This is a genomic window from Thermonema rossianum DSM 10300, from assembly GCF_000426825.1.
In the GTDB taxonomy this organism is placed as follows: domain Bacteria; phylum Bacteroidota; class Bacteroidia; order Cytophagales; family Thermonemataceae; genus Thermonema; species Thermonema rossianum.
Window position 1 is genome coordinate 49,739 of sequence record NZ_AUGC01000009.1, and the last position, 20,430, is coordinate 70,168.

Annotated in this window: 17 protein-coding genes and 1 other RNA gene; 3 read left to right on the forward strand and 15 right to left on the reverse strand. The window is 47.7% G+C overall.

The genetic code is table 11. The features are described 5' to 3' along the window. Positions 1-110 precede the first annotated feature (110 nt). The 3 genes from K384_RS07495 to trxA all read right to left on the reverse strand — a co-directional run bounded on the left by K384_RS07495 (position 111) and on the right by trxA (position 2,715). The gene (locus K384_RS07495) at positions 111-1,649 is read right to left on the reverse strand and encodes a M61 family metallopeptidase (protein ID WP_051633227.1); all 1,539 of its coding nucleotides are present in this window, start codon (positions 1,647-1,649) and stop codon (positions 111-113) included. 101 nt (positions 1,650-1,750) lie between these two features. Then, entirely contained in the window at positions 1,751-2,362 is a 612-nt protein-coding gene (locus K384_RS07500) for a hypothetical protein (RefSeq protein WP_038030985.1), read from the reverse strand. Positions 2,363-2,406: 44 nt separating this feature from the next. Further along, positions 2,407-2,715 carry a thioredoxin gene (gene trxA / locus K384_RS07505; RefSeq protein WP_038030987.1) on the reverse strand — a complete coding sequence of 103 codons (309 nt, stop codon included), beginning with the start codon at positions 2,713-2,715 and terminating at the stop codon, positions 2,407-2,409. Positions 2,716-2,864: 149 nt separating this feature from the next. Between trxA and K384_RS07510 the strand changes: the two genes are divergently transcribed. Next, entirely contained in the window at positions 2,865-3,527 is a 663-nt protein-coding gene (locus K384_RS07510) for a transglutaminase-like domain-containing protein (protein WP_038030989.1), read from the forward strand. 12 nt (positions 3,528-3,539) lie between these two features. Here K384_RS07510 and K384_RS07515 read toward each other — a convergent pair whose 3' ends face one another. Both K384_RS07515 and udk read right to left on the reverse strand, forming a co-directional pair. Then, complete coding sequence (locus K384_RS07515) at positions 3,540-4,241, reverse strand: potassium channel family protein (RefSeq protein ID WP_038030991.1); 702 nt, start codon at positions 4,239-4,241, stop codon at positions 3,540-3,542. Beyond that, complete coding sequence (gene udk, locus K384_RS07520) at positions 4,234-4,860, reverse strand: uridine kinase (protein ID WP_038030993.1); 627 nt, start codon at positions 4,858-4,860, stop codon at positions 4,234-4,236. Before udk ends, K384_RS07515 begins: the two co-directional genes overlap by 8 nt. A gap of 106 nt (positions 4,861-4,966) precedes the next feature. Here udk and K384_RS07525 point away from each other — a divergent pair, with 106 nt between their 5' ends. Together K384_RS07525 and ssrA are read left to right on the forward strand one after the other, a co-directional pair. Next, entirely contained in the window at positions 4,967-5,428 is a 462-nt protein-coding gene (locus K384_RS07525) for a hypothetical protein (RefSeq protein ID WP_051633228.1), read from the forward strand. 53 nt (positions 5,429-5,481) lie between these two features. Then, positions 5,482-5,862, forward strand: a transfer-messenger RNA (tmRNA) gene (gene ssrA / locus K384_RS13590). A gap of 117 nt (positions 5,863-5,979) precedes the next feature. Here ssrA and K384_RS13665 read toward each other — a convergent pair. From K384_RS13665 to secDF, 10 genes are all read right to left on the reverse strand, one after another. Next, positions 5,980-9,648: an HsdR family type I site-specific deoxyribonuclease gene (locus tag K384_RS13665; RefSeq protein ID WP_084147156.1), complete on the reverse strand. Its 3,669-nt coding sequence runs from the start codon at positions 9,646-9,648 to the stop codon at positions 5,980-5,982. Positions 9,649-9,730: 82 nt separating this feature from the next. Next, entirely contained in the window at positions 9,731-10,459 is a 729-nt protein-coding gene (locus K384_RS13840) for a transposase (RefSeq protein ID WP_211245234.1), read from the reverse strand. A 4-nt stretch (positions 10,460-10,463) separates the two neighbouring features. After that, complete coding sequence (locus K384_RS07540) at positions 10,464-11,639, reverse strand: restriction endonuclease subunit S (protein WP_038030996.1); 1,176 nt, start codon at positions 11,637-11,639, stop codon at positions 10,464-10,466. Then, positions 11,636-12,061 carry a GIY-YIG nuclease family protein gene (locus K384_RS13670; protein ID WP_245605290.1) on the reverse strand — a complete coding sequence of 142 codons (426 nt, stop codon included), beginning with the start codon at positions 12,059-12,061 and terminating at the stop codon, positions 11,636-11,638. The genes K384_RS07540 and K384_RS13670 overlap by 4 nt, the downstream gene beginning before the upstream one ends. A 31-nt stretch (positions 12,062-12,092) precedes the next feature. Beyond that, positions 12,093-13,655: a class I SAM-dependent DNA methyltransferase gene (locus K384_RS07550; protein WP_038030998.1), complete on the reverse strand. Its 1,563-nt coding sequence runs from the start codon at positions 13,653-13,655 to the stop codon at positions 12,093-12,095. A gap of 140 nt (positions 13,656-13,795) precedes the next feature. After that, positions 13,796-14,587 (reverse strand): M48 family metallopeptidase, encoded by a 792-nt coding sequence (locus K384_RS07555; RefSeq protein WP_038031000.1) that lies wholly within the window; start codon positions 14,585-14,587, stop codon positions 13,796-13,798. Beyond that, a complete protein-coding gene (locus K384_RS07560; protein WP_038031001.1) occupies positions 14,584-15,030 on the reverse strand; it encodes a DUF4870 domain-containing protein in 447 nt (148 codons plus the stop codon). The genes K384_RS07555 and K384_RS07560 overlap by 4 nt, the downstream gene beginning before the upstream one ends. 37 nt (positions 15,031-15,067) lie before the next feature. Continuing rightward, complete coding sequence (locus K384_RS07565; RefSeq protein WP_038031003.1) at positions 15,068-15,430, reverse strand: TM2 domain-containing protein; 363 nt, start codon at positions 15,428-15,430, stop codon at positions 15,068-15,070. A gap of 37 nt (positions 15,431-15,467) precedes the next feature. Continuing rightward, positions 15,468-17,147 (reverse strand): acyl-CoA dehydrogenase family protein, encoded by a 1,680-nt coding sequence (locus K384_RS07570; protein ID WP_051633229.1) that lies wholly within the window; start codon positions 17,145-17,147, stop codon positions 15,468-15,470. Positions 17,148-17,304: 157 nt separating this feature from the next. Then, positions 17,305-20,319 carry a protein translocase subunit SecDF gene (gene secDF / locus K384_RS07575; RefSeq protein WP_038031004.1) on the reverse strand — a complete coding sequence of 1,005 codons (3,015 nt, stop codon included), beginning with the start codon at positions 20,317-20,319 and terminating at the stop codon, positions 17,305-17,307. Positions 20,320-20,430 lie beyond the last annotated feature (111 nt).

Genomic DNA, 20,430 nt, shown 5'->3' on the forward strand with positions numbered 1-20,430 from the left:
TTGCCTGTTGCCGGGCGACTTGGCTTCCTTCCACCTGTTTTGTTATTGAAAAAAAAAGCAAAAGAGAGCCCGCAAAGGACTCTCTTTTTCCTCTTATAGTACTCTACCTCTTAGCGAATTTCACGGTTTTTCAACCATGCTTCACGCAAACGAAGCTGCGCCTCAGTGGGCTGTTCCATCGGAACGAAGGTGGGCACCGGTGAAGCACTGTCGCCTGTTTTGTAGTCGATACCTATTTTATTGAAATATTCTTTCAAAGGCAGCGGTTCGGCATTCTTCACATAGCGTTCGAAGAAATCGGCAATCTCCGGATAAGTCATTTCCACAAAGATGTCAAAAAACTTATCTTCGGGGAAAGGCTTCGATGCGCCGTATTTATCAATCAACTCAAGAATCACCTCTCTCAAACCACGCTCGCCATTTGATAGCTCCAGCAAGCGGATATCGAGCAAGGAAGCTACCAAAGCCCCACGGTAGTAAATGTTGCTGTACTGCTTCTGTCCTTCTTCTGTGTAGGAATTCAAGCTGAGCTGCACCAGGCTATAATTAGGGTCAAAATAGCGGCTATCTACATACACTTTTCTGCCCCATCGTTGCAAGAACTCATCGAGTGTAATCAATCCACCGCGCAACTGCATCATGTGGGCAGCCCACTCGGTAGTGCCCTCGTACAACCATAAGTGTTGCGAGGGGGTGGGCTTCACGAAGTTAAAATGCTCAATGATTTCACTGTGGATATTCAGCGGGGTTACAATATGGAAAAATTCATGTGCGGCAATGCTTACCACAGAGTTTTTCATTTGGTCGCTCCACTCGCCCTCTTTTAAGATGTATTCCGAGCTATAGGAATGCTCCCATGCGCCGGCGCTTTTGTCCGAAAAGTGGAAAAGGAAAGTATAGCGCTCTACGGGCAAGCCGTTCAGGAAATTGCTGGCTGCCGTCAGCATATCTTTCATAGCAGTAAGCAAGGTGGTAGAGTTGATTTTACCGGTGGCCGAATAGGTGTACACGTCGATTTGGGCGCCCCCTACCTCATCTTTGGCATAGGTAAGATTGCCCAGCAAAATAGGTGAGTCCACTGCATGGTCATAATTTTTGGCAAGCCAGTATCCCTGCTCGTTGCGGTTCAAAGCGGTGCCTACTTTCCAATCCTCGGGGTAAATCAGCTGAATGGTAAAAGGCTCTTGTTGCCAACCATGAAAATACCCAAAGACTGTTTGCCCGTTGATAAGCACATGATCATCTTCAATAGAAGAACCGCACATCAAATAAATAGGATGTTCTTTCACCGGCGTATCCCATGTTTCCGCTATTTCATAGCGGATGGTTCGCACCTTGGCAGGCTTCTTTATTTCCCACTGGTTTATGGATATTTGCTTCACTTCTACCGGGCGTCCTTTTTTATCGAAGGCTTCGAATTTGCGCACAAAGCGGCCCATGTCCATCACTTGATAGGTGCCGGGCGCGGTAGAAGCAAATTGATAAATAACCGGCTGCTTGCCTAATTTACCATTTACTTGCAGGGTTACTTTAAAAGTGTCGCCGGAGCGATCGTTCAGATTGACCACATAATGCAGTTGTTGAGCCCATGCCGCCACGCTCAGACTTACAGTCAACCAAAGAGTTAAAATAATTTTTGTGTTTTTCATACGGCTATTTTTTTAACTACGTTTTTGATGTGTAAATAAAACGCCCCACAGGGGGCGCATATTTTGATGCGTTAATATAAAGTTTTTCTGTGGGCTTCGCTTTATTCCTGCACCACCACGTCAAAAACCACCTCTCTGCCGGCATTGCCCTGCCCGTCCAAATCACCAATTTGACGCACCCGGATAAATCCTTTTTTGCCTTGCGCATTCACAAAGGCGTAAGTGGTATTGGTGCGCAGCACAATGACTTTCACCGCATCGTTGCCATTGATGGCTGCTACCTCTGCTGCCGATACTTTACTCAGGTCAGCCGGTCCGCCGGGCACTTCTTTAAAAACGGTACGCGTAGCATATGCGCCCATCGGGTTGTTCAGGGCACTGCCGTCGTAGCCGCTTGTTTGCTCGCGGGCATCCGGTGAAACAAAAGCGGGTTCACGCTCGGTGTAAATGCTGGCGAAGGTAATGTCTATCCGGTTCTTTTCGGTAGGTGTCAAGGTGGCGATTTCCACGGCGGGCAAGGCTTCGTCGGCAGAAGAGCTGTAAAAACTCCCCACTGCCGACCCTTGGTCACCCAACATGATGTTTCGTGCAAGGGGTTTGAGCTTGGGCACTGCCGGGGCAGGCGTTTCTGTATTGAGCTGGCAGGCATACAGACCTGCGAGCAACGCAACCGGTAAACACAGGTGTTTCAGTGATGCGTAAAATGTTTTCATGACTTGGTGTTTTTTTCAAAGGAACGAAAAAAAACACCAAAAGTTTATGAAACCGGTGCGTGCTGCTTCAATACTTGCAGCAGCTGTCCTGCCGAAAGCATGCCCGAATGACGCCATAACAATTGTCCATTCTTGAAGAGCATAAAAGTAGGCACACCGCGTATTTGATACTTCGCAGCCAAATGGGGGTTCTTGTCCACGTCTATTTTGATAATTTTAGCCTGACCGCCTACTTTTTCCGCCACTTCTTTCAATATGGGCTTCATGGCCTGGCAGGGACCACACCACTCCGCCGAAAAGTCTATCAGTACCGGTATGTCTTGGTTAATCAACTCTTCAAATTTTCCTTTCATGATAATTCCTCCTTTTTGTTTTTTCATATAAACAAAAGTTCATATAAAAAACGTTCAAAAAACAAGGCTGATTGCCTATCTTTGTCATACTTCCCGGATGCGGCTAAGCCGTTGAATTGCGTTACCTTCACTTAGTAAAAAAACAAGCCATGCAATCGCTTTTATTACCTACCTACTTTATAGACAGCGACCACCCCGCTGTAATTGCCTACACACGTGAAGTGTGTGACGGTGAACAGGACCTTCGACGCTGCGCCATCAAGTTATTTTATGCCATTCGTGACGGCTGGCGCTATGATCCCGGTGTAGTCAGTCTAAAAAAAGAAGAGCTCAAAGCCAGTCATTTGCTTAGTAAAGACAGCGGCTATTGTGTAGAGAAAGCTGTGCTTTTAGCTGCTTGTGCCCGGGCAGCGGGCATTCCCTCGCGCCTGCACTTCGCAAATGTAACCAACCACATTGGCACCGAGCGCATAGAAAAAATACTGGGGACACGTGTGCTTGTTTTTCATGGCTACACAGAGCTGTATTTGCAAGGGCAATGGGTAGCTGCCACACCGGCTTTCAACCGCTCTCTTTGCGAAAAACTGGGGGTGAGTGTCCTGGAATTCGACGGGGTGCATGATGCTGTCTTTCAGGAATACGACCCGGATGCAGGCAAGTTCATGGAATATCTGCACGACTATGGCAGCTTTGATGACCTGCCCTATGAGTTGATGATTGCCGAATGGCGGCGCCATTATGCTCATTTGTTCCGCAGGCTGGGCAACAAAGAAGTGATGGTGCTTACAGACAAGCCACACACGGCAGAATAGTTTTTGCTTGCTTTAACGGTTGAGCAGCAGAAACTTGTCTATATCGGGTTTTCTGCCCATTAAAATCAAAATATCGCCTTCATAAATCATGGTGGTGGGCGTAGGCACGCCAATGATATGCTCTACCCGGCGGGGTTGTTCTTCACCCTCCACGGTTTCTTCATAATAACGTTTGATGGTAATAAGGTTCAAATCGTATTTTTCGCGCAAGCCAATATCCGCCAACTTACGGTTGACAATCTTGGGGGGCGGGGGCACCTCTGCAATTTCATAGCCGTCGGGTAAAGGCAGGCGCACCAGTACATCGGGGTTGAGCAGCCCCTCCGACACGGTTTTGGCTACCTCGCGCTCGGGTGACAGTATTTTGGATACTCCCAGTTGCCGTAAAATCTTCTCTTGCTGGTCGCTGGCCGAGCGTACAATGATTTCTTTTACCTGTAGCTCAAGCAAGTTAACCGTGCACAACAAAAGGGCCTCGAAGTCTTCGCCTATGGCTACCACCACGGCATCCATTTCAGAAATATTTTGCGCTTGCAAGGCACGCTTATCGGTGGCGTCGATTTGCACAGCATAGGCCACTTCGTCTTTGATGGCTTCGATGTGCCCCATGTCATTATCCAAGGCAAGGACTTCTGCGCCACGGGCTGCCAAGGTGCGGGCAATCTCCATGCCGAACTGCCCCAAACCTATTACGGCAATTTTTCTCTTAGGCATTTTCTTTAATCTTTTGCTTCAAAAAAGCCTGTACCATTTCCAGGGCTGTGTCTATATGCTTGTTGTTGGGCACTATAATATCGGCATCTTCACGGAAAGGTGCAATATAACGCTCATAAGTGGGTGCCACGTGGCGTTCATAACGATAAAGCACGTCCTCTAAATCGTAGCCGCGCTCTATTTTGTCGCGTATGATGCGCCGTTTCAGTTTGATATGCTCTTTGGCCTCGATAAATATTTTCAAATCGAGCAGGGAAGCCACATCAGGGTAGTAAAACACAAAGATGCCTTCTACCACAATAATAGGGGTTGGTTTGAAAACCAATTCTTTCGGGATAAGGTTGGGGTTATTGAAGGTGTATTCTTTACGGCGTACCGTTTCGCCCCGCAGCAGGCGCTGCAAATCGCGAGCGAAGGCTTCGTGGTCTAACGATTGGGGGGTATCAAAGTTGGCAACGTTGTTCTCGTCGCGTGGCTGCTCTTCCAGCGGGCGGTAGTAGTTGTCTTGTGATACCAAACAAATTTCGTCTTCGGTGAAATGATTTAAAAGACTGCGAAGGAAATAAGTCTTACCGGATGCGCTACCGCCTGTAATTCCAACGATATAAGGCTTTTTCATTTGTATGAAAGAATTGGTCGAAAAGCAGTGCGAAGATACAACGCTTTATGCAAAGCTGCTAAATAAGCCGGGAATTACTTGTATTTTTGGGGCAAAATAGAAGCAAATGGGAAAATTATGGCTTGTCGCTGTGGGTGTGTTTACAACCGCCATGCTTAAGTTTGCCTTTGCCCCGCCGGCGGCTTTCATAGGGGGCTTGCCTTTGTGGAGTGCCATATTGCTGACCATTGCCGGCATGATGACCACAGTGGGGATAGTAGTAGTTGGCGGTATTCCGCTGCGCAACCGGATTGTTGCCCGGCAACGCAAGCGCAACCAACGACGCTTCACACGCCGCAACCGCATGATAGTGAAGGTATGGCGTCGCTTTGGCATTTGGGGTATTGCTTTTCTTACGCCTGTTTTATTAAGCCCTCCTATTGGCAGTATCTTGGCTGTAAGCTTGGGGGCGCCGCGCCGTGCCATCCTGCTTAGTATGTTTGTGAGTGCCTGCTTTTGGGCGGTGGTTATGTGTTTGGCTATCTATTGGCTCAATATAGATTTGCGCAAACTCAATCCGTTTTCATAGATGAATGAACTTTTTTAAATTCGCAGTCGTTTTCATTTGGTGAAAACACAAAGGGGGCCGACCGGTTTCGACAGCATGGACCGGAGGCATGCCTGCACGCCGGGCGATGGGAGTATCCCGTAAATCTACCTCCCGAACAATAAATGGCGAATCTAACTACGCCCTTGCTGCCTAATCAAGGATTACGGTAGCAAGTACCCGGGGCTTGAGGCGCCCTGCTCCCGGCGCTTCGCCCACTTATAAGGGTATCAAACCGGAACGGAGCTATGCCCAAAGGAGTGCCGCGCTCCGGCGGGCGAGACACACACGCGGCTTGGGGGTGTTTCAGGTGGTTGCCTACCATGGCACCCCGACATAAGAAGTGGCAACTAAGCGTGTAGACGGCATGTTGCCGGCATGCCTGGACGAGGGTTCGAGTCCCTCCGGCTCCACAAAGCAAACACCCACCCCGCCCATGAAAAGGCGAAGGTGGGTGTTTTTTTATGAGTGGGTTGGTGATGCGATGCCCTCGTTTCAGATAACGACACGGGTGCTTGAAGAGAGCACACACCTTAAGCGGTCGTCAATTCGCCGGCAATCAATTCGGCTTGTTTCAAAACGGTCTCTGTTGCCAGTTTTGCCATATCCGGCGGGTATCCATATTGGCGAAGTGTGCGCTTGATGATTACTTTTAGTTTTGCACGGACGCTTTCTTTGATGGTCCAATCAATTGTTGCATTGTTCTTCACTTTTTCAGTTAAGACAACGGCAAGCTCTCTAAGCTTTTCTTTTCCCATGAGCTCTCTTGCGCTCTTGTTTTCAGCCACAGCCGTGTAAAAAGCATATTCAAAATCGGACAAGCCCAGCTCTTCGGCTTGTTTGTCCAAGGCAACAATTTCCTTACTGATTTTTATAAGTTCTTCGATGACTTCGGCAGCCGTTAAAATTTTGTTGTGGTATTTTTTTATGGCGCTCTCCAGCATTTCTTTCAGCGACTTGCTTTTTACCAAGTTTGTTCTGGAGCGGGCTTTTATTTCGTCATTCAATAATTTTTTGAGCACCTCCATTGCTACGTTTTTGTGCTCCATGCCCTTTAGTTCAAGCAAAAACTCTTCTGAAAGAATGGAGATGTCGGGTTTTTTGATTCCTGCCGCATCGAAAATATCAATCACTTGCTCGGATACCAATGCTTTATCGATTACTTGCCGGATGGTGGTTTCAATTTCTTCATTCGTTTTTCCCGAGCCGGTAGCGTCAAATTTTGCCAAACGTGCTTTTACTGCCTGAAAAAATGCCACTTCGTCCTTTACGTCCATTGCCTTGTCGTGGGGCACAGCCAAGGCAAATGCTTTTGACAATGCCGTAACCTCATTGATGAAGCGTTTTTTACCGTCTTCCAAGGACAGAATATGTTCTTGTGCCTCTAATATGATAGAAAGTTTTTTTGAAGTAGCGGCACGGAAATAGGCTTTATAGTCAAAGCCATAAAGCATTTGTTGCACTACCTCCAATTTTTCGAGCATCAAATTCACTGCCTGCTCTTGCGCAATGGCAGGCTCTCCTCTTCCGCCCGAGTCAGAATAAAAAGACAGGGCTTTTTTCAAGTCGGAAGCGATGCCCAGGTAATCAACCACCAAGCCACCCGGTTTGTCTTTGTACACCCTGTTTACGCGCGCTATCGCCTGCATAAGGTTATGCCCTTTCATGGGCTTGTCGATATAGAGCGTATGCATGCAGGGGGCATCAAAGCCGGTAAGCCACATGTCTCTTACGATGACCAACTTCAGTTCATCGTTGGGGTCTTTCATGCGCTCTGCCAGTATTTTCCGTTGTTGTTTGGAGGTGTGGTGTTTGGCAATTTTTGGACCGTCGGAAGAAGAAGAGGTCATCACTACTTTTATAGCGCCCTTATCCAATTCATCGGAATGCCACTCGGGACGCAGCTTGATGATTTCTTCATATAGCTCGGCAGCGATGCGGCGTGACATGGTAACAATCATTCCTTTTCCTTCGAAAATTTCTTGGCGCTTTTCGAAGTGCTCCACAATATCTTTTGCTACGTTTTTTAAGCGGCTTTCACTTCCTATCAGCGCTTCCAGCTGTGTCCATTTGGCTTTTACTTTTTGGGTTTCGGTGAGGTCTTCTTGCTCGAGTTCTTCATCGAGTTGCTCCAGTAGTTTTCGCCCTTCTTCCGAAAGGTTTACTTTGGCTAACCTGCTTTCGTAATAGATGGGCACGGTGGCGCCGTCTTCCACGGCTTGCGCGATGTCGTAGATGTCGATGTAGTTGCCAAATACCGCGGGGGTGTTTTTATCGTCTTTTTCCACGGGTGTACCCGTAAAACCTATATATGTGGCATTGGGCAGGGCGTCGCGCAAATACTTGGCAAAACCATATTTCAGTTCGCCGGTAGATTTGTCTATTTTGCCTTTGAAGCCATATTGGGTGCGATGGGCTTCATCAACGATGACAATGATGTTTTCTCGTTCGGAAAGGGTTTCAAAGACATTTCCCTCTTCGGGTTGAAATTTTTGAATGGTGGTAAAGATAATACCTCCGGAAGCGACTTTCAATTTTTCTTTCAGGTCTTGACGGCTCTCGGCTTGCTTGGGCTCTTGACGCAACAGCTGGGTGGAAGCGGCGAAGGTATTGAACAATTGGTCGTCGAGGTCGTTGCGGTCTGTAATGACTACAACGGTGGGGTTATCCATTGCCAAGACAATCTTTCCGGTAAAGAAAACCATTGACAGGGATTTGCCACTGCCTTGGGTATGCCAGACAACCCCTCCTTTCCTGTCTCCTTTGGGCTGTTGTTTCACTCCTGGCAAGCTGTACTGCTCGGGTGATTCTTCTACGAAGTTTTGCTGCGAAGGAGGAGTTGATGGTTCTTTTCCTTGAAAGGCAGGATGATCGTAAAGCCACTGCATTACTGCATCTATGCTTTGCAAAATTTCTTTTGCCGGTATATGAATGACGGTTAATCCCAGCGATTGGAGATAATGGTCTCTTTCGGCATCATATTCCATTTTATCATCATGGCTGCTCCCGTCTATTTCAATCACTACCTGATAATTGGGGCAATAAAAATCAACAATATAGTTTCCGATAATTTTTTGCCTGTCAAAATCCAAGCCTTTAAATTTTCCCTTATGGACTCGTTGCCAGAATAATACCTCAGCAAGGTTGCCTGCTTTGCGCAATTCTCTTGCCCGTTCTTTAAGTTTTGGATTGTAAGGCAGGCTGAAATAGTTTTTGTTGGCTCTTTTTACCACCCCGTCAGACTTCGTCTGCCACCCCTCCAAAGGAGGGGAACTAACCACCCCGGTCTTCGACCACCCCTCCAAAGGAGGGGAATAGTTGGCGGCTCTCAGGACCGACTCTACCGCCTTGTTTACGGCATAGTATTGATGGTAAGCTGCCAGTTTCTTTATGGTAGCGATGGTTATCTGTCCGGTTTTCGGGTCTTCGCGCTTTGATTTTTCATATACGATAAAGTGCCTGATTAAATCAAGCAAGGTGGTTTTGTTGAGCATGCCTTTGATGAGGGTTTCCAGCTGGCTGACCAGCTGCGAAGCCTCGCGCTTCCCGTCGGCTGATTTCCAAGCCATGAAACGGCTCATGTCCGCCGATAAGGTGCCTGCTCTGGCTTCGAAGCCATCCGAAATCACGGAAAAGGCGTTGTAGGTAAACAAGGAAGGAATGCTTTGCTTGTAGGTTTGTATTTGACGGAAAGCCGATTGTATGGTGGCATTTTCATTGGCGGCATTCTTGAGCTCCATCACGACCAAAGGAATGCCGTTGACAAAAAGGACAATATCGGGGCGTTTGTTTACGCCGTTTTCAATGACCGTAAATTGATTGACTACGACAAATTCGTTGTTTCCGGGGTTTTGAAAATCGATGAGACACACCGAGTCGCCGCGCGTTTGTCCGTCTTTTTGATAGGTAACTTTGATGCCTTCGGTAAGCATGCGGTGAAAGGTTTCATTGGCGGCTATCAGCTCGGACGAGTGGACGCGCCGTACTTCTTTCAGGGCTTCTTCTTGTACCTCTGCCGGAACCGAAGGGTTTATTTTTTGAATCGCATTTTTCAGGCGGTTGGTGAGCAAGACGTCTTCATAGGCGGCTCTTTCGGGGTTCTCGCCGTCGGGGGCAATGTGCGGACCATACAGATATTGAAAGCCCTGTTGTTGTAGCAGCTCTATGGCATATTGTTCTATGGTGTTTTCATTGAGTTTCATATTGTATCATTCAGGTTCTGTTTCCGTCATCCGTCTTTGGTTTCTAATGGGTGGTTGGGAGTCCGGTTAATTTTTGGCATTTTTATATCATCCAAATTTCTGAATTGTATTCTGCTTGTGATTCCCTTATGGTGTTGCTGTTGTTGCTGTTTAATTTATCATTTTCCCATTTTTTGGGATTATTTATAATGTATTGTGTAATGCGATAATATTCATTTTCATTTCGTATGACGTGTTCCCAATACCGGGGCTGCCATGCAAAAGATTGATTTATTTGGCGGGCATTTTTTGTTACGCCGATTTTAAATCCGCGAACGATTGATGCCAAATTTTTGGATTGTGGACCGAATTTGTTTTTTGTTGATGGGGGTTCCGGTTGGGGTTGTAGAGACGCAATATTTTGCAGAGACGCAATATTTTGTAGAGACGCAATATTTTGCAGAGACGCAATATTTTGCAGAGACGCAATATTTTGCAGAGACGCAATATTTTGTAGAGACGCAATATTTTGCGTCTCTACAATGTTTTTGTTCGCGTTGCGTTTATTGATAATGATAATGCCATGCACATGATTGGGCATAATGATATGCGCCCCCAATTCAACAAACGGAAAATGATTGGATATTTCGTACCAACACGAATTGGCAATATGACCGATGGGAGACAATTGCATTGCACCGGATGAAATCTCTCCAAACCAACAATGTCTGTTTTTTGTGCAAATGGTGATAAAATACGCGCCATTCCAACCGTAATCCCAATTTTGCAATCGTGTTGACTCAATACGATATTTATTTTTGAATTTTCCCATTGTATTAAAATTTTACCCGCACCTCCCCGCTCATCAATTTCGGTAACAAGGTATCCCGCAGTTTTTCAAGCGTGCGGATTTGCTTTGAATTAACTATTTGCTTGTCAATCAATGGTTGAATTTTATTTGTCATGTTTTTCAATTCATCATCTGTAGGCACTAAAACCATAGCATTATCCAAATCCTTTCTTTTTATGTGTCCCATTGTAGTTGCTTGCGCCGTTGCAATAGCAATAAACTGCTCGAGATGGTATCTGCTCCATAGATAATAATACCATTTTGGAAATTCATCTGATGTAACCTTGAAAAGGTGCTGATTCAAAATGCAGGATTCGCCATCCCATATTTTGACCATCAAAGATGCTGACCATGAAAAAATCACATCACCATTTTCTACAACGTATTTTTCATCAACATCAGTAGTACACCAGTCACAATCTTTCGAAATACCATTCCTCAGTTCTTTTATCTTCAAAACTGGCAGTTTATCTATATCATTTTTTGGCGGGTATTTTTGGCAAGCCAATCCATTTAAAAATGTAGCTATAGAACTCAAAGGCTTTTCTTCCCATTCAGGATTAGGATTCTCCACAAACCACTGCCGAAACAGGGTTTCGGCCATTTGTTCGAGTGTTTTGTTTTGGCGGTGGAGCAGGTCTATTTTGTCGTCTAAGCTGCTTAATACTTCAGCTATGGCTTTTTGCTCAGGGAGTGGGGGGAGGAGGATTTCGATTTCTTTGAAAGTATCGCGAGTAATCGTATCGAAAACACCTCCGTGAGAATATTGTAAAAAGTTTGACACTCTATCTTTTAGGAGATAGTAAACATATTCATTTGTCGAATACTCATTTGCCCTTATTCCATAGCAAGATTGATTAAATGCCATTTGTTTTCCCAACATTGCAACAATACCTACTGTTCCTCTAGCAGAAATAATTATATCGCCTTTTTCTAGCAATTTTGTACTACTGTTTTTTAGGCCTTCTTCAGTAATTTTTTTTTCTGTATCGTAAACATATTTCTTCCCATTGTTAAAATCAACAACTGAAAGCCATGGGATATCACCATTCCAATATTCAGCAACAGAAGTTTTGGGTGTCCCGCCTCCCACAATCTCTGCTATTTCTCCTAATTTATATTTCTTCCACTCACATTTCGAGCGGTTCAATGTATCACTCATCGCTTTTCTGTTTTTTTGTTGTTGTCTTTGGCAGGGGTGCTGTTATTGGTTTTGGGGATGTTGCCTTCGACAGACTCAGGCAACATGTGTTTTGGCTCGGGCAATGGGTCTTCTTTTCCGGTGGTTTCGACAGGCTCAACCACCGGAGGATATTGGGTGTAGTTCCTCGATAATCGCGGCAATTGGTCATCATTGCCTTTTATTAATGCTTCTTTTTTCTTCCGGCTCCGGCCCTGCACTTGTTTTTCCCGGCAATACGCCTCGTCTATTCTGTCGTATTCTTCATAATATACCAATTTTACGGGCAACCGTTTTTTGGTGTGATTGGCGCCCTCGCCTGCCCGGTGTTGAGCCAATCGCCTTTCCAAATCGGTTGTGCTTCCTGTATAATAGCTACCGTCTGAGCATTCTAATATGTACATCCAACCCTTCGGCATGTTCGGATATCAACTTTCATTTTGACCCGTTCAATGTGGCGCTTTCCGGCAATTGTATTTTACTTAGGTTTTCCAATATCCTTTTATTGAGCTCCGCTTCTTCTTTCAATTGTTCTTCGAACTCGGCTTTGAGTTTGGCAAAGCGCTCGGCAAAGTCAAAATCATCGTCTTCTTCGGGCAAGCCCACATAGCGCCCGGGAGTGAGCACATAATCCAATTCAGCTACCCGCTCTATAGGCACAGAGGCGCAAAACCCTTTTATGTCTTCGTATTGGCGGGCTTCGACAGGCTCAGCCCGCCAGTTATGGTAGGTATCGGCTATTTTGCGTATATCTTCTTTTGAGAGTTCGCGCGTTCTTCGGTTTACCAAGTGCCCCATGTTGCGTGCATCAATAAAGAGGATTTCCCCTTTTCTGTGGGTTTTGTTTTTGCGAATAAACCAAAGTGAAGCCGGTATTTGTGTATTTAAAAACAGTTTGGCAGGCAGGTTGACGATGCAGTCTATCAAATCGTTTTCGATAAGGTTTTTACGAATGGCATATTCTTCTTTTTGTTTGGTTGTCAGCGAGCCTTTTGCCAATACAAAACCGGCAACGCCGTTGGGTGCCAGGTGATAGATAAAATGCTGTATCCATGCGTAGTTGGCATTGCCTACAGGCGGCACCCCGTATTGCCAGCGGGGGTCGTTGCGCAAGAGTTCCCCGCTCCAGTCGCTCACGTTAAAAGGTGGATTGGCGATGATGAAATCGGCTTTGAGGTCAGGGTGGGCATCGTTCAAAAATGAGCCTTCATTGTTCCATTTTACTTGCGAACTATCAATGCCCCTAATGGCAAGGTTCATTTTACACAGCCGCCAGGTGGTCTGGTTGCTCTCTTGCCCGTAAATGGAAATATCGTTGACCCTGCCTTGGTGCTCAATCACGAACTTTTCGGACTGTACAAACATACCGCCTGAGCCACAGCAAGGGTCAAACACCCGCCCTTTGTATGGCTCAAGCATTTCTACCAACAGCTCTACCACACTGCGCGGTGTATAGAACTGACCGCCTTTTTTGCCTTCGGCAAGGGCAAATTCACCGAGAAAATATTCAAATACATGCCCGAGGATATCGGCACTCCGGGCTTTGGCTTCTCCAAGCGCTATGTTTCCTATAAGGTCCACCAACTCGCCCAAGGCGGTAGGGTCAAGATTGGGACGTGCATACACTTTTGGCAATACGCCTTTCAAGGAAGGGTTTTCCTTTTCTATGGCGTCCATGGCATCGTCAATCATTTTGCCAATGGCAGGTTGCTTGGCGTTTGCCTGCAGGTAACTCCACCGTGCTTTCCCGGGTACAAAAAACACATTCTCGGCTTTGTATTCGTCTATATCTTCGGGGTCGGCACCGGCATATTCCCCTTCGCCTTCTTTCAGTTTTGCATATAGTTCTTCGAAAGCGTCGGAGATGTACTTCAAAAATATCAACCCCAGTACCACATGTTTGTATTCTGCTGCATCAATGTTTTTTCTGAGCTTGTCGGCAGCTTTCCATAGTTGCTTTTCCAGTGGTTCTTGCGTTTTTTTTGTCTTCTTTGCCATGAAGCTATAAGTGATTTGGTTTATTTGAAGAGAAATTTAAGGCTTTTTAACCAAGGTTCAAAGGGAAATTCCGGCGCAAAGGGAGGAAAGGAAAGCGTCATCTTTCGTAAGACATACCTTCTCTTCGCCGGCCGGTCTGACTACCACTCCACTGCCTTCCTTACCGTCTCCCATCGGTCTGCGCCCGGCACTTCGCAGTAGGTCTGTCTGTGTTGCTGCTTGTTGAGGGCAGCGCGTACATACTCCACGCGTTCTTTTGAAAGCGGGTGGGTGCTGAGCCATTCCGGCATTTCGGGCAAAGCGGCATCCCCGGCAGCAAAGCGCTGCAGGATGCTTACCAAGCCTTGCGGGTCGATGCAGGCATTTTCGAGCAGGATAACGGCACGCAGGTCAGCCTCTTGCTCTGCCTCACGGCTAAAAGCATTGGACAAGAGCATGGCAGCCAGCCGGCTTATTTCGCTGCCGCCGCCTGCCGCCGCCAGTATCATCGTAATACCTGCCTCTTTGAGCAGCTTTTCCGATATGTGATTGAGTTGAATGTGAGCCATCTCATGTGCCAGCACCGCAGCGAACTCTTCGGGTGTATCGGTAAGGCGCAACAAGCCGGTAAATACCACCACATGCCCTCCCGGCAGTGCCACTGCATTGGGCTCGGGTGCATGCAATATGTGCAGATGAAGGCTGTCGGGGTCCATGCCGTTGGCTTCTGCAAGATGCTGCATGATGTCGCCGGTCATAGCTGTAAGCGTAGAATCCCGGGACTCTCTATACAGAGAACGCAGCTCTTCCCACAACAAGTCGCCCAGTTGGTTTTCCCAGCCTGCCCCCAAAGAGCGGCGGTCAGACAACAGCCCGTCTGCCATCAGCACCAGCAGGAAATATAACAAGGCAAGCCCTGCCAGCGCCCCGGCTGCTTTTACCGGCTTTTTCATTTCTTTACGGTTTGCAGTCCCAGTATTTCGTCGCAGTAGTCGGCATAGAACCACCAACGCACATGCCTTTGCTTTGAGAGGTGATGCATCGTTATCAAAGTGGCTATAAACTCGCCTATGTTGAGCAACACAGCCAAGACCAAATAAGCAACGTAATATTTGTTTGCTTTCGCATCGCTAAAAACAACCAACATGGTCCACCAAAAAGCCGCTGCATTCACAACAAAGAGAGTGAGTTGTGAAATCATGGCTTGCATGGCATGCCAGCGCACAAAAAGTGAGTCTTTGCGAAAAGAAAAAAAGAAAATAAGCGTAGCCAGCAGGTTCAATACAGGTAAAGGCAAGCCTGCCATCACCGCTACTATCGACATCATGTAGCCTTTTGCGGCAAGACTTGCCTCATCTTTGTGAACGTGAAGGGGAAAGGTAGTTACTTGAATCATTACTTCCCTTTTTTCCATTTAAGGTAAGCAAAAAGTATTACTCACCCATCACTTCCATGAATAACTCAAAGTTTTTCTTGGCGGTATCTTCGGCACTGATGAACCAGTCAACCACGGTCCATATGCCCAAGCCCCCGCAGGTAATCAGTTTCAAAATACCGAAGGTCACGTCATTACGCATGAAGCGGTCCAAACCGAAGTAGCCGCCCACCAATGAGAAGATGGTGATGACCGACGGGTCGTAAAATTTAGTTTCCATCAGGCGCTTCCAGTCGGCTTGTGTGCTCGATTCCAGCATGGAACGTATGGTTTCCAAGTCGCGGCTCAGGAAGTACCTGCCGTAAGTAACCATAAAAAGGTCAATCTGTTCCGGGGTGATAGGGTCTAAAAGGTCTCTCATAGCAGTTTTTTTATTTTTTATGTTGCATAAAAACATTTTAAAAATCCCAGGCAACGAGCCGGTGGGCATCGTGCACCGAAGGCATGGCAACAGGCTTTGTCAAAGCATGATGCCGGTAGTTCCAAGAAGCTGCCAGCCAAGGGGTGGCTTCACTTTGCTCCTGAATGAGCAGGCTCAGCGTGTAGAGTTGCGTCAGGCGCTCAAACAGATGCTTTGCCACCAGCTGGTTTTCATTGCCTTCGGGCAGGTCTTTCATCTCTTTGAGCAGCTCATCCAGCTGATGCAAAAAAGGAAGCGCAGCCTCACCCTCTTGGCGGAAAGCAGTGGTCATTTCTTTGACCATCACTTCCAAACCATTCGACTTGGCAGCCGCCCGCAGCATGTCCAATATCATGATGTTGCCGGCACCCTCCCAGATAGGCAATACCAGCACGTCACGCATCAGCTTAGGCATCACGCCGTCTTCTATGTAGCCAATGCCCCCCATCATCTCCATCGACTCCCGTATGATATAGACCGCTTCGAGGGCAGTGTATCGTTTTGCCATAGGAATCAACAAGCGTGCCAAATGGGCTTCGCTTTCGTTGCCGTTGTCGGCGGCATCCAATGCCCTGATTGCCCGCCAGGTGATATAAAAGACAGCCTGATAGCGAGCGCCCAGCTCTACGAATTTATCATAAGCCAAGGGGTGCTCTATGAGTCGCTTGCCGAAAGTAGAGCGGTAGCAGGCAAATTGATAAGCTTCGACAAGGGCACGACGGGCAAAGGCTGTGGCTGCCACTGCATTGTAGAGGCGCGAAAGATTGACCATCTCTGCCATCAACTTGAAGCCTTCCCCTTCTTTTCCTATGCGTTTGGCGAGGGTGTCGCGCATGATAATTTCGGCACTTGCCATGGAACGCACACCCAGCTTATCTTTCAGGCGCACCACTTCCATAGGGTTGCGCCCGCCGCCGGGCAACTGGGGTTCTATCAAAAACAGGGAAAGCCCACGCGTACCCTCCGATGGTGCCCCGGTACGTGCCAAAGCAAATATGATTTGTGCATTGGCATTGCTGCAGAACCACTTTTCGCCGTTCAGGCGGTAATAGTTGTCCTTGCCGGGGGTTGCCTCCACCAAATTGGCACCCACGTCGGAGCCGCCCGACTTCTCGGTAAGAAACATGGCGCCGGTATAAAGCTCTGCGGGCTTGTCGGTATAAACATGCGGCAGCAGGCGCTGTTTGTCTTCTTCTTCGCAGAAACGGTCAATCAAACGGGCAGCGCCATCGGTCATACACAAAGGGCAAGGGAGGCCGCCTTCTGCCATGGCATACAAGAAATAAGGAGCAAAACCTGCCAGGTGGCGCTCTTTTTGAAAGGCAGCCCGCAGCTTAGGATGCCACTTCACACGAAACATCTCCGAGCGAACGGCGATGCCTGTCAGTTGCCAATAAGCAGGATGAAATTCGATTTCGAAAATGTCTTCTCCATAAAAATTGCGGCGCTTCAATACAGGTGGGTACTTATCGGCAGCAAGCGAGAGCGCATCCATCACTTGCGCTGCCTGCTCTCCTATCCATTTCAGCTTGGGGGTCAGGTACTCGTTCAGCTGTGAAGAAAAGTATTTTTTCCAATAATGGGCAGCCATGCGGTCGCTTTCATAAAAATTTTGGCTGGGCAAAAAGCCGGAAGGCAGCACCCGGTTTTCTATACATTTTTTTGTGGAAGTACTCATGGGTTTGGTTCTTGGTATGTATACCGAATTTACACAATTTTTTCAAAAGAAAATACCAAAAAACAGTTGTTTGCCCGGTGGTGCGTGCGCAATAAAAAAAGCCGCCCGGGAAGGACGGCTTTTCATATTTATTTATAGAAGTGCAGACTTTCAGCGCTTATGCATTGCCTGCTGCTTCTTTGCCGGCTTTTTTCTTGGTAAAGTCATACACAATGGGGGTGGCTATGAACACCGAAGAGTAAGTACCGAAAACAACCCCCATCACTAAGGCAAAGGCAAAGCCACGCAGCACTTCGCCACCAAACAGCAACAGCACAAACACTACCAAGAAGGTGGTGAGTGCCGTAATGATTGTACGGCTCAATGTTTGGTTGATGGCTTTGTTCAGCAGCTCGCGCAGGGGCAGGCTACCAAACTCGGTGCGGTATTCGCGGATGCGGTCAAACACCACCACGGTATCGTTGATAGAGTAACCAATGATGGTGAGCATGGCTGCAATGAATACCTGATCGATTTCCAGAGAGAAGCCCAGCAAGTTGGCCAACTGATAGGTGGAAAGTACCACCAGGGCATCATGGAAGAGTGCTATCACGGCACCCAAGCTGTATTGCCACTCGCGGAAACGTATCAAGATATACAAGAAGATAACCACCAAAGATAACAAGACCGCTACTTGCGAAGTATTGCGTATGTCATCGGCAATGGTGGCCCCCACTTTGTTTGAGCTCAGCACCTTTGGATTCAGCTCGCCGAACTGTGCCAAACCTTTTTCCAAGGCTTCCCGAACGGTTTGATCGGCTGTTTCGCTTTCATCGTCAATCAAGTAGCTGGTGGTGATTTTAAGACGGTTGTTGGCACCGAAGGCTTTTACTTCGGGCGCCTTGTTTTCGAACACGGGGGTTAAGGCAGCACGTATATCCTGTGCCGATACGGCCTTGTCGAATTCTACCACATAAGAGCGGCCGCCTTTGAAGTCAACCCCCAAGTTGAAGCCGCCCATGATAAGGGTAGCTACAATACCCAAAACAACCACTACTGAAGAGAAGGCATATGCCTTTTTGCGATTGGCAAGGAAGTCGAAGTTTTGAGCGTCGAGTTTTTCCGACACTTTACGGGTAAGGGCGGTGATGAAGTTGATGCGCGGTTTTTTACCATCGCCGGCAAGGTATTCTACCACCAAACGGGATACAAAGACAGAAGAGAATACCGAGCAAACAATGCCTATTAACAGGATGATGGCAAAGCCCTGCACCGGGCCGGAACCAAAGATATAGAGAATCAAGCCGGTAAGGAAGGTAGTCACGTTGGCATCGATGATAGAGCTCAGCGCCTTGGCATAGCCTTTTTCAATGGCTCCAACCAAAGGCAAGCCATGCTTCAACTCTTCGCGAATACGTTCATAAATCAGCACGTTGGCGTCCACTGCCATACCGATGGTAAGCACGATACCGGCAATACCGGGCAAGGTAAGCACAGCGCCCAAAGGTGCCAACACACCGAAAATAAACAAAAGGTTGATAAGCAAGGCGAAGTTGGCTACCCAACCGCTGCTGCCATAGTACATCGCCATGAAGGCAAGTACCAGCACAAAACCTAATACGATAGACAGGATACCCTGCTGAATAGACTCTTTACCCAAAGAAGGACCCACTACGGCTTCTTCTACGATGCGTACCGGTGCGGGCAGTTTGCCGGCTTTCAATACGTTTGCCAGGTCGGCCGCCTCTTCTACCGTAAAGTTGCCGGTAATGGACGAGTTGCCGCCGGTGATTTCGGCTTGCACCGTGGGGGCCGTATATACGTAGTTGTCGAGCACGATGGCAATACGCTGTCCGATGTTTTCACCTGTAATTTTTGCCCATTTACGAGCCCCTTCGGCATTCATAGACATAGAGACAGCCGGACGTCCGTTCTCATCATAATCGGGGCGTGCATCGGCAATCACATCGCCCTCGAGCAAGGGCTTGCCATCGCGTTGCGTTTCAATGAAGTAGAGTTCCAGCTTGCCGGCCAATGGGTTGTTTGCACCGGTTTCGGGCTTGGCAGCCCACAAAATACGCACATTGGACGGGAAGAAAGCACGCACGGTTTCATCTTGCAAGATGCGATTCACCTCGGCGGTGTCTTCTACAGACACATACAAGCCGTAGCCGGTCAGCACAAAAAGTTTATCAAAGCGAGAACGCTCTATTTGCAATGAATCGGCGGCGGTGCTGTCGGCTTGCGCCTGTGCTTCTTCTGCTTTCAAAGAATCACTGCTTTCGAGCGAGTCGGCTTGTGCCACACCTGCAGAGTCGGCAGTTTCTTCGAACGGATTGCTTACTTGTTCGTCTGTTTTTGTTTCCGCTTCAAACGGATTGGTGGCGTCTGTCTTGCTTTCGCTGTCTTCTATTTTCAGGTAGTCTCTTAGTTGCAATAGTGAGAATTGCAATTCATTGAGCGGGTATACCCGGTAGAACTCCAGCTTGGCTACGCCGGAAAGTAGTTTTTTGGCACGCTCCGGGTTATCCACACCGGGCAATTCCACCTGAATACGCCCGCTGGCAGGCAGTTTTTGAATGGTGGGGTTGGCCACGCCGAACTTGTCAATACGGCGGCGCAATACTTCAAAGGCACGATCTACCGCATTGTTGATTTCCTTGTTCAGATAAGCCACCACTTCTTCATCGCTCGAGTTGAAAGTGAGCTCTTTGTTGCCGGGATTGGCAAACAAGCGCGCCAAGTTGCCGTCGGGCTTTACTTCTTTGTAAGCCTCGGCAAAAAGGGTTCCGAAGGGGGCTTGACTGCTTTGCTGCTTCTGTTGCGCTAATTTCAGCGCTTTTTCAAAGTCTTCGGTTTTGGCTCTTGCCCCTGCCAAAGCCTTTACGATATCGGCGGGCGATACCTCAAGCACCAGGTGCATGCCCCCTTGCAGGTCAAGCCCCAGCGACAAAGCGCGCTTTTGCACGTCCTCGTAGGTAAACGAGCGGAATCCCAAATTGTAAACCGTCACGTTAGAGACGGAGTCAAGGTAACGTTGCTTTAAAGAGAAATCGATATTTCCGTTGCTGTCGGTGGCATAAGCCTCTGCGTCACGCTGCACTTTATAGTGCACCAAAGTGAACGACAGATAATAGACCGACAGGATGCCCAGTATAATGGCTAACCATTTGATAGCTCCTTTTGCTGACATAGTCTATTTTTATTTTTTGGTTTTGATTGAATACAATACGGTGGGTAAAAAAGACAGACGCACCACAGGTGCATCCGGCGGCTCGCCAATGCATGCAGCCGGCTTCGTTCG

Coding starts and splice junctions, on each gene's coding strand:
- K384_RS13665 (WP_084147156.1), bottom strand. CDS start 9,648: ATGAAACTCAATGAAAACACCATAGAACAATATGCCATAGAGCTGCTA.
- K384_RS07555 (WP_038031000.1), bottom strand. CDS start 14,587: ATGAAAAAGCCGGTAAAAGCAGCCGGGGCGCTGGCAGGGCTTGCCTTG.
- K384_RS13840 (WP_211245234.1), bottom strand. CDS start 10,459: ATGGGAAAATTCAAAAATAAATATCGTATTGAGTCAACACGATTGCAA.
- K384_RS07525 (WP_051633228.1), top strand. CDS start 4,967: ATGGGAAAATTATGGCTTGTCGCTGTGGGTGTGTTTACAACCGCCATG.
- K384_RS07550 (WP_038030998.1), bottom strand. CDS start 13,655: ATGGCAAAGAAGACAAAAAAAACGCAAGAACCACTGGAAAAGCAACTA.
- K384_RS07500 (WP_038030985.1), bottom strand. CDS start 2,362: ATGAAAACATTTTACGCATCACTGAAACACCTGTGTTTACCGGTTGCG.
- K384_RS07495 (WP_051633227.1), bottom strand. CDS start 1,649: ATGAAAAACACAAAAATTATTTTAACTCTTTGGTTGACTGTAAGTCTG.
- K384_RS07540 (WP_038030996.1), bottom strand. CDS start 11,639: ATGAGTGATACATTGAACCGCTCGAAATGTGAGTGGAAGAAATATAAA.
- K384_RS07565 (WP_038031003.1), bottom strand. CDS start 15,430: ATGAGAGACCTTTTAGACCCTATCACCCCGGAACAGATTGACCTTTTT.
- secDF (WP_038031004.1), bottom strand. CDS start 20,319: ATGTCAGCAAAAGGAGCTATCAAATGGTTAGCCATTATACTGGGCATC.
- K384_RS07560 (WP_038031001.1), bottom strand. CDS start 15,030: ATGATTCAAGTAACTACCTTTCCCCTTCACGTTCACAAAGATGAGGCA.
- K384_RS07515 (WP_038030991.1), bottom strand. CDS start 4,241: ATGCCTAAGAGAAAAATTGCCGTAATAGGTTTGGGGCAGTTCGGCATG.
- udk (WP_038030993.1), bottom strand. CDS start 4,860: ATGAAAAAGCCTTATATCGTTGGAATTACAGGCGGTAGCGCATCCGGT.
- K384_RS07510 (WP_038030989.1), top strand. CDS start 2,865: ATGCAATCGCTTTTATTACCTACCTACTTTATAGACAGCGACCACCCC.
- K384_RS13670 (WP_245605290.1), bottom strand. CDS start 12,061: ATGTACATATTAGAATGCTCAGACGGTAGCTATTATACAGGAAGCACA.
- K384_RS07570 (WP_051633229.1), bottom strand. CDS start 17,147: ATGAGTACTTCCACAAAAAAATGTATAGAAAACCGGGTGCTGCCTTCC.
- trxA (WP_038030987.1), bottom strand. CDS start 2,715: ATGAAAGGAAAATTTGAAGAGTTGATTAACCAAGACATACCGGTACTG.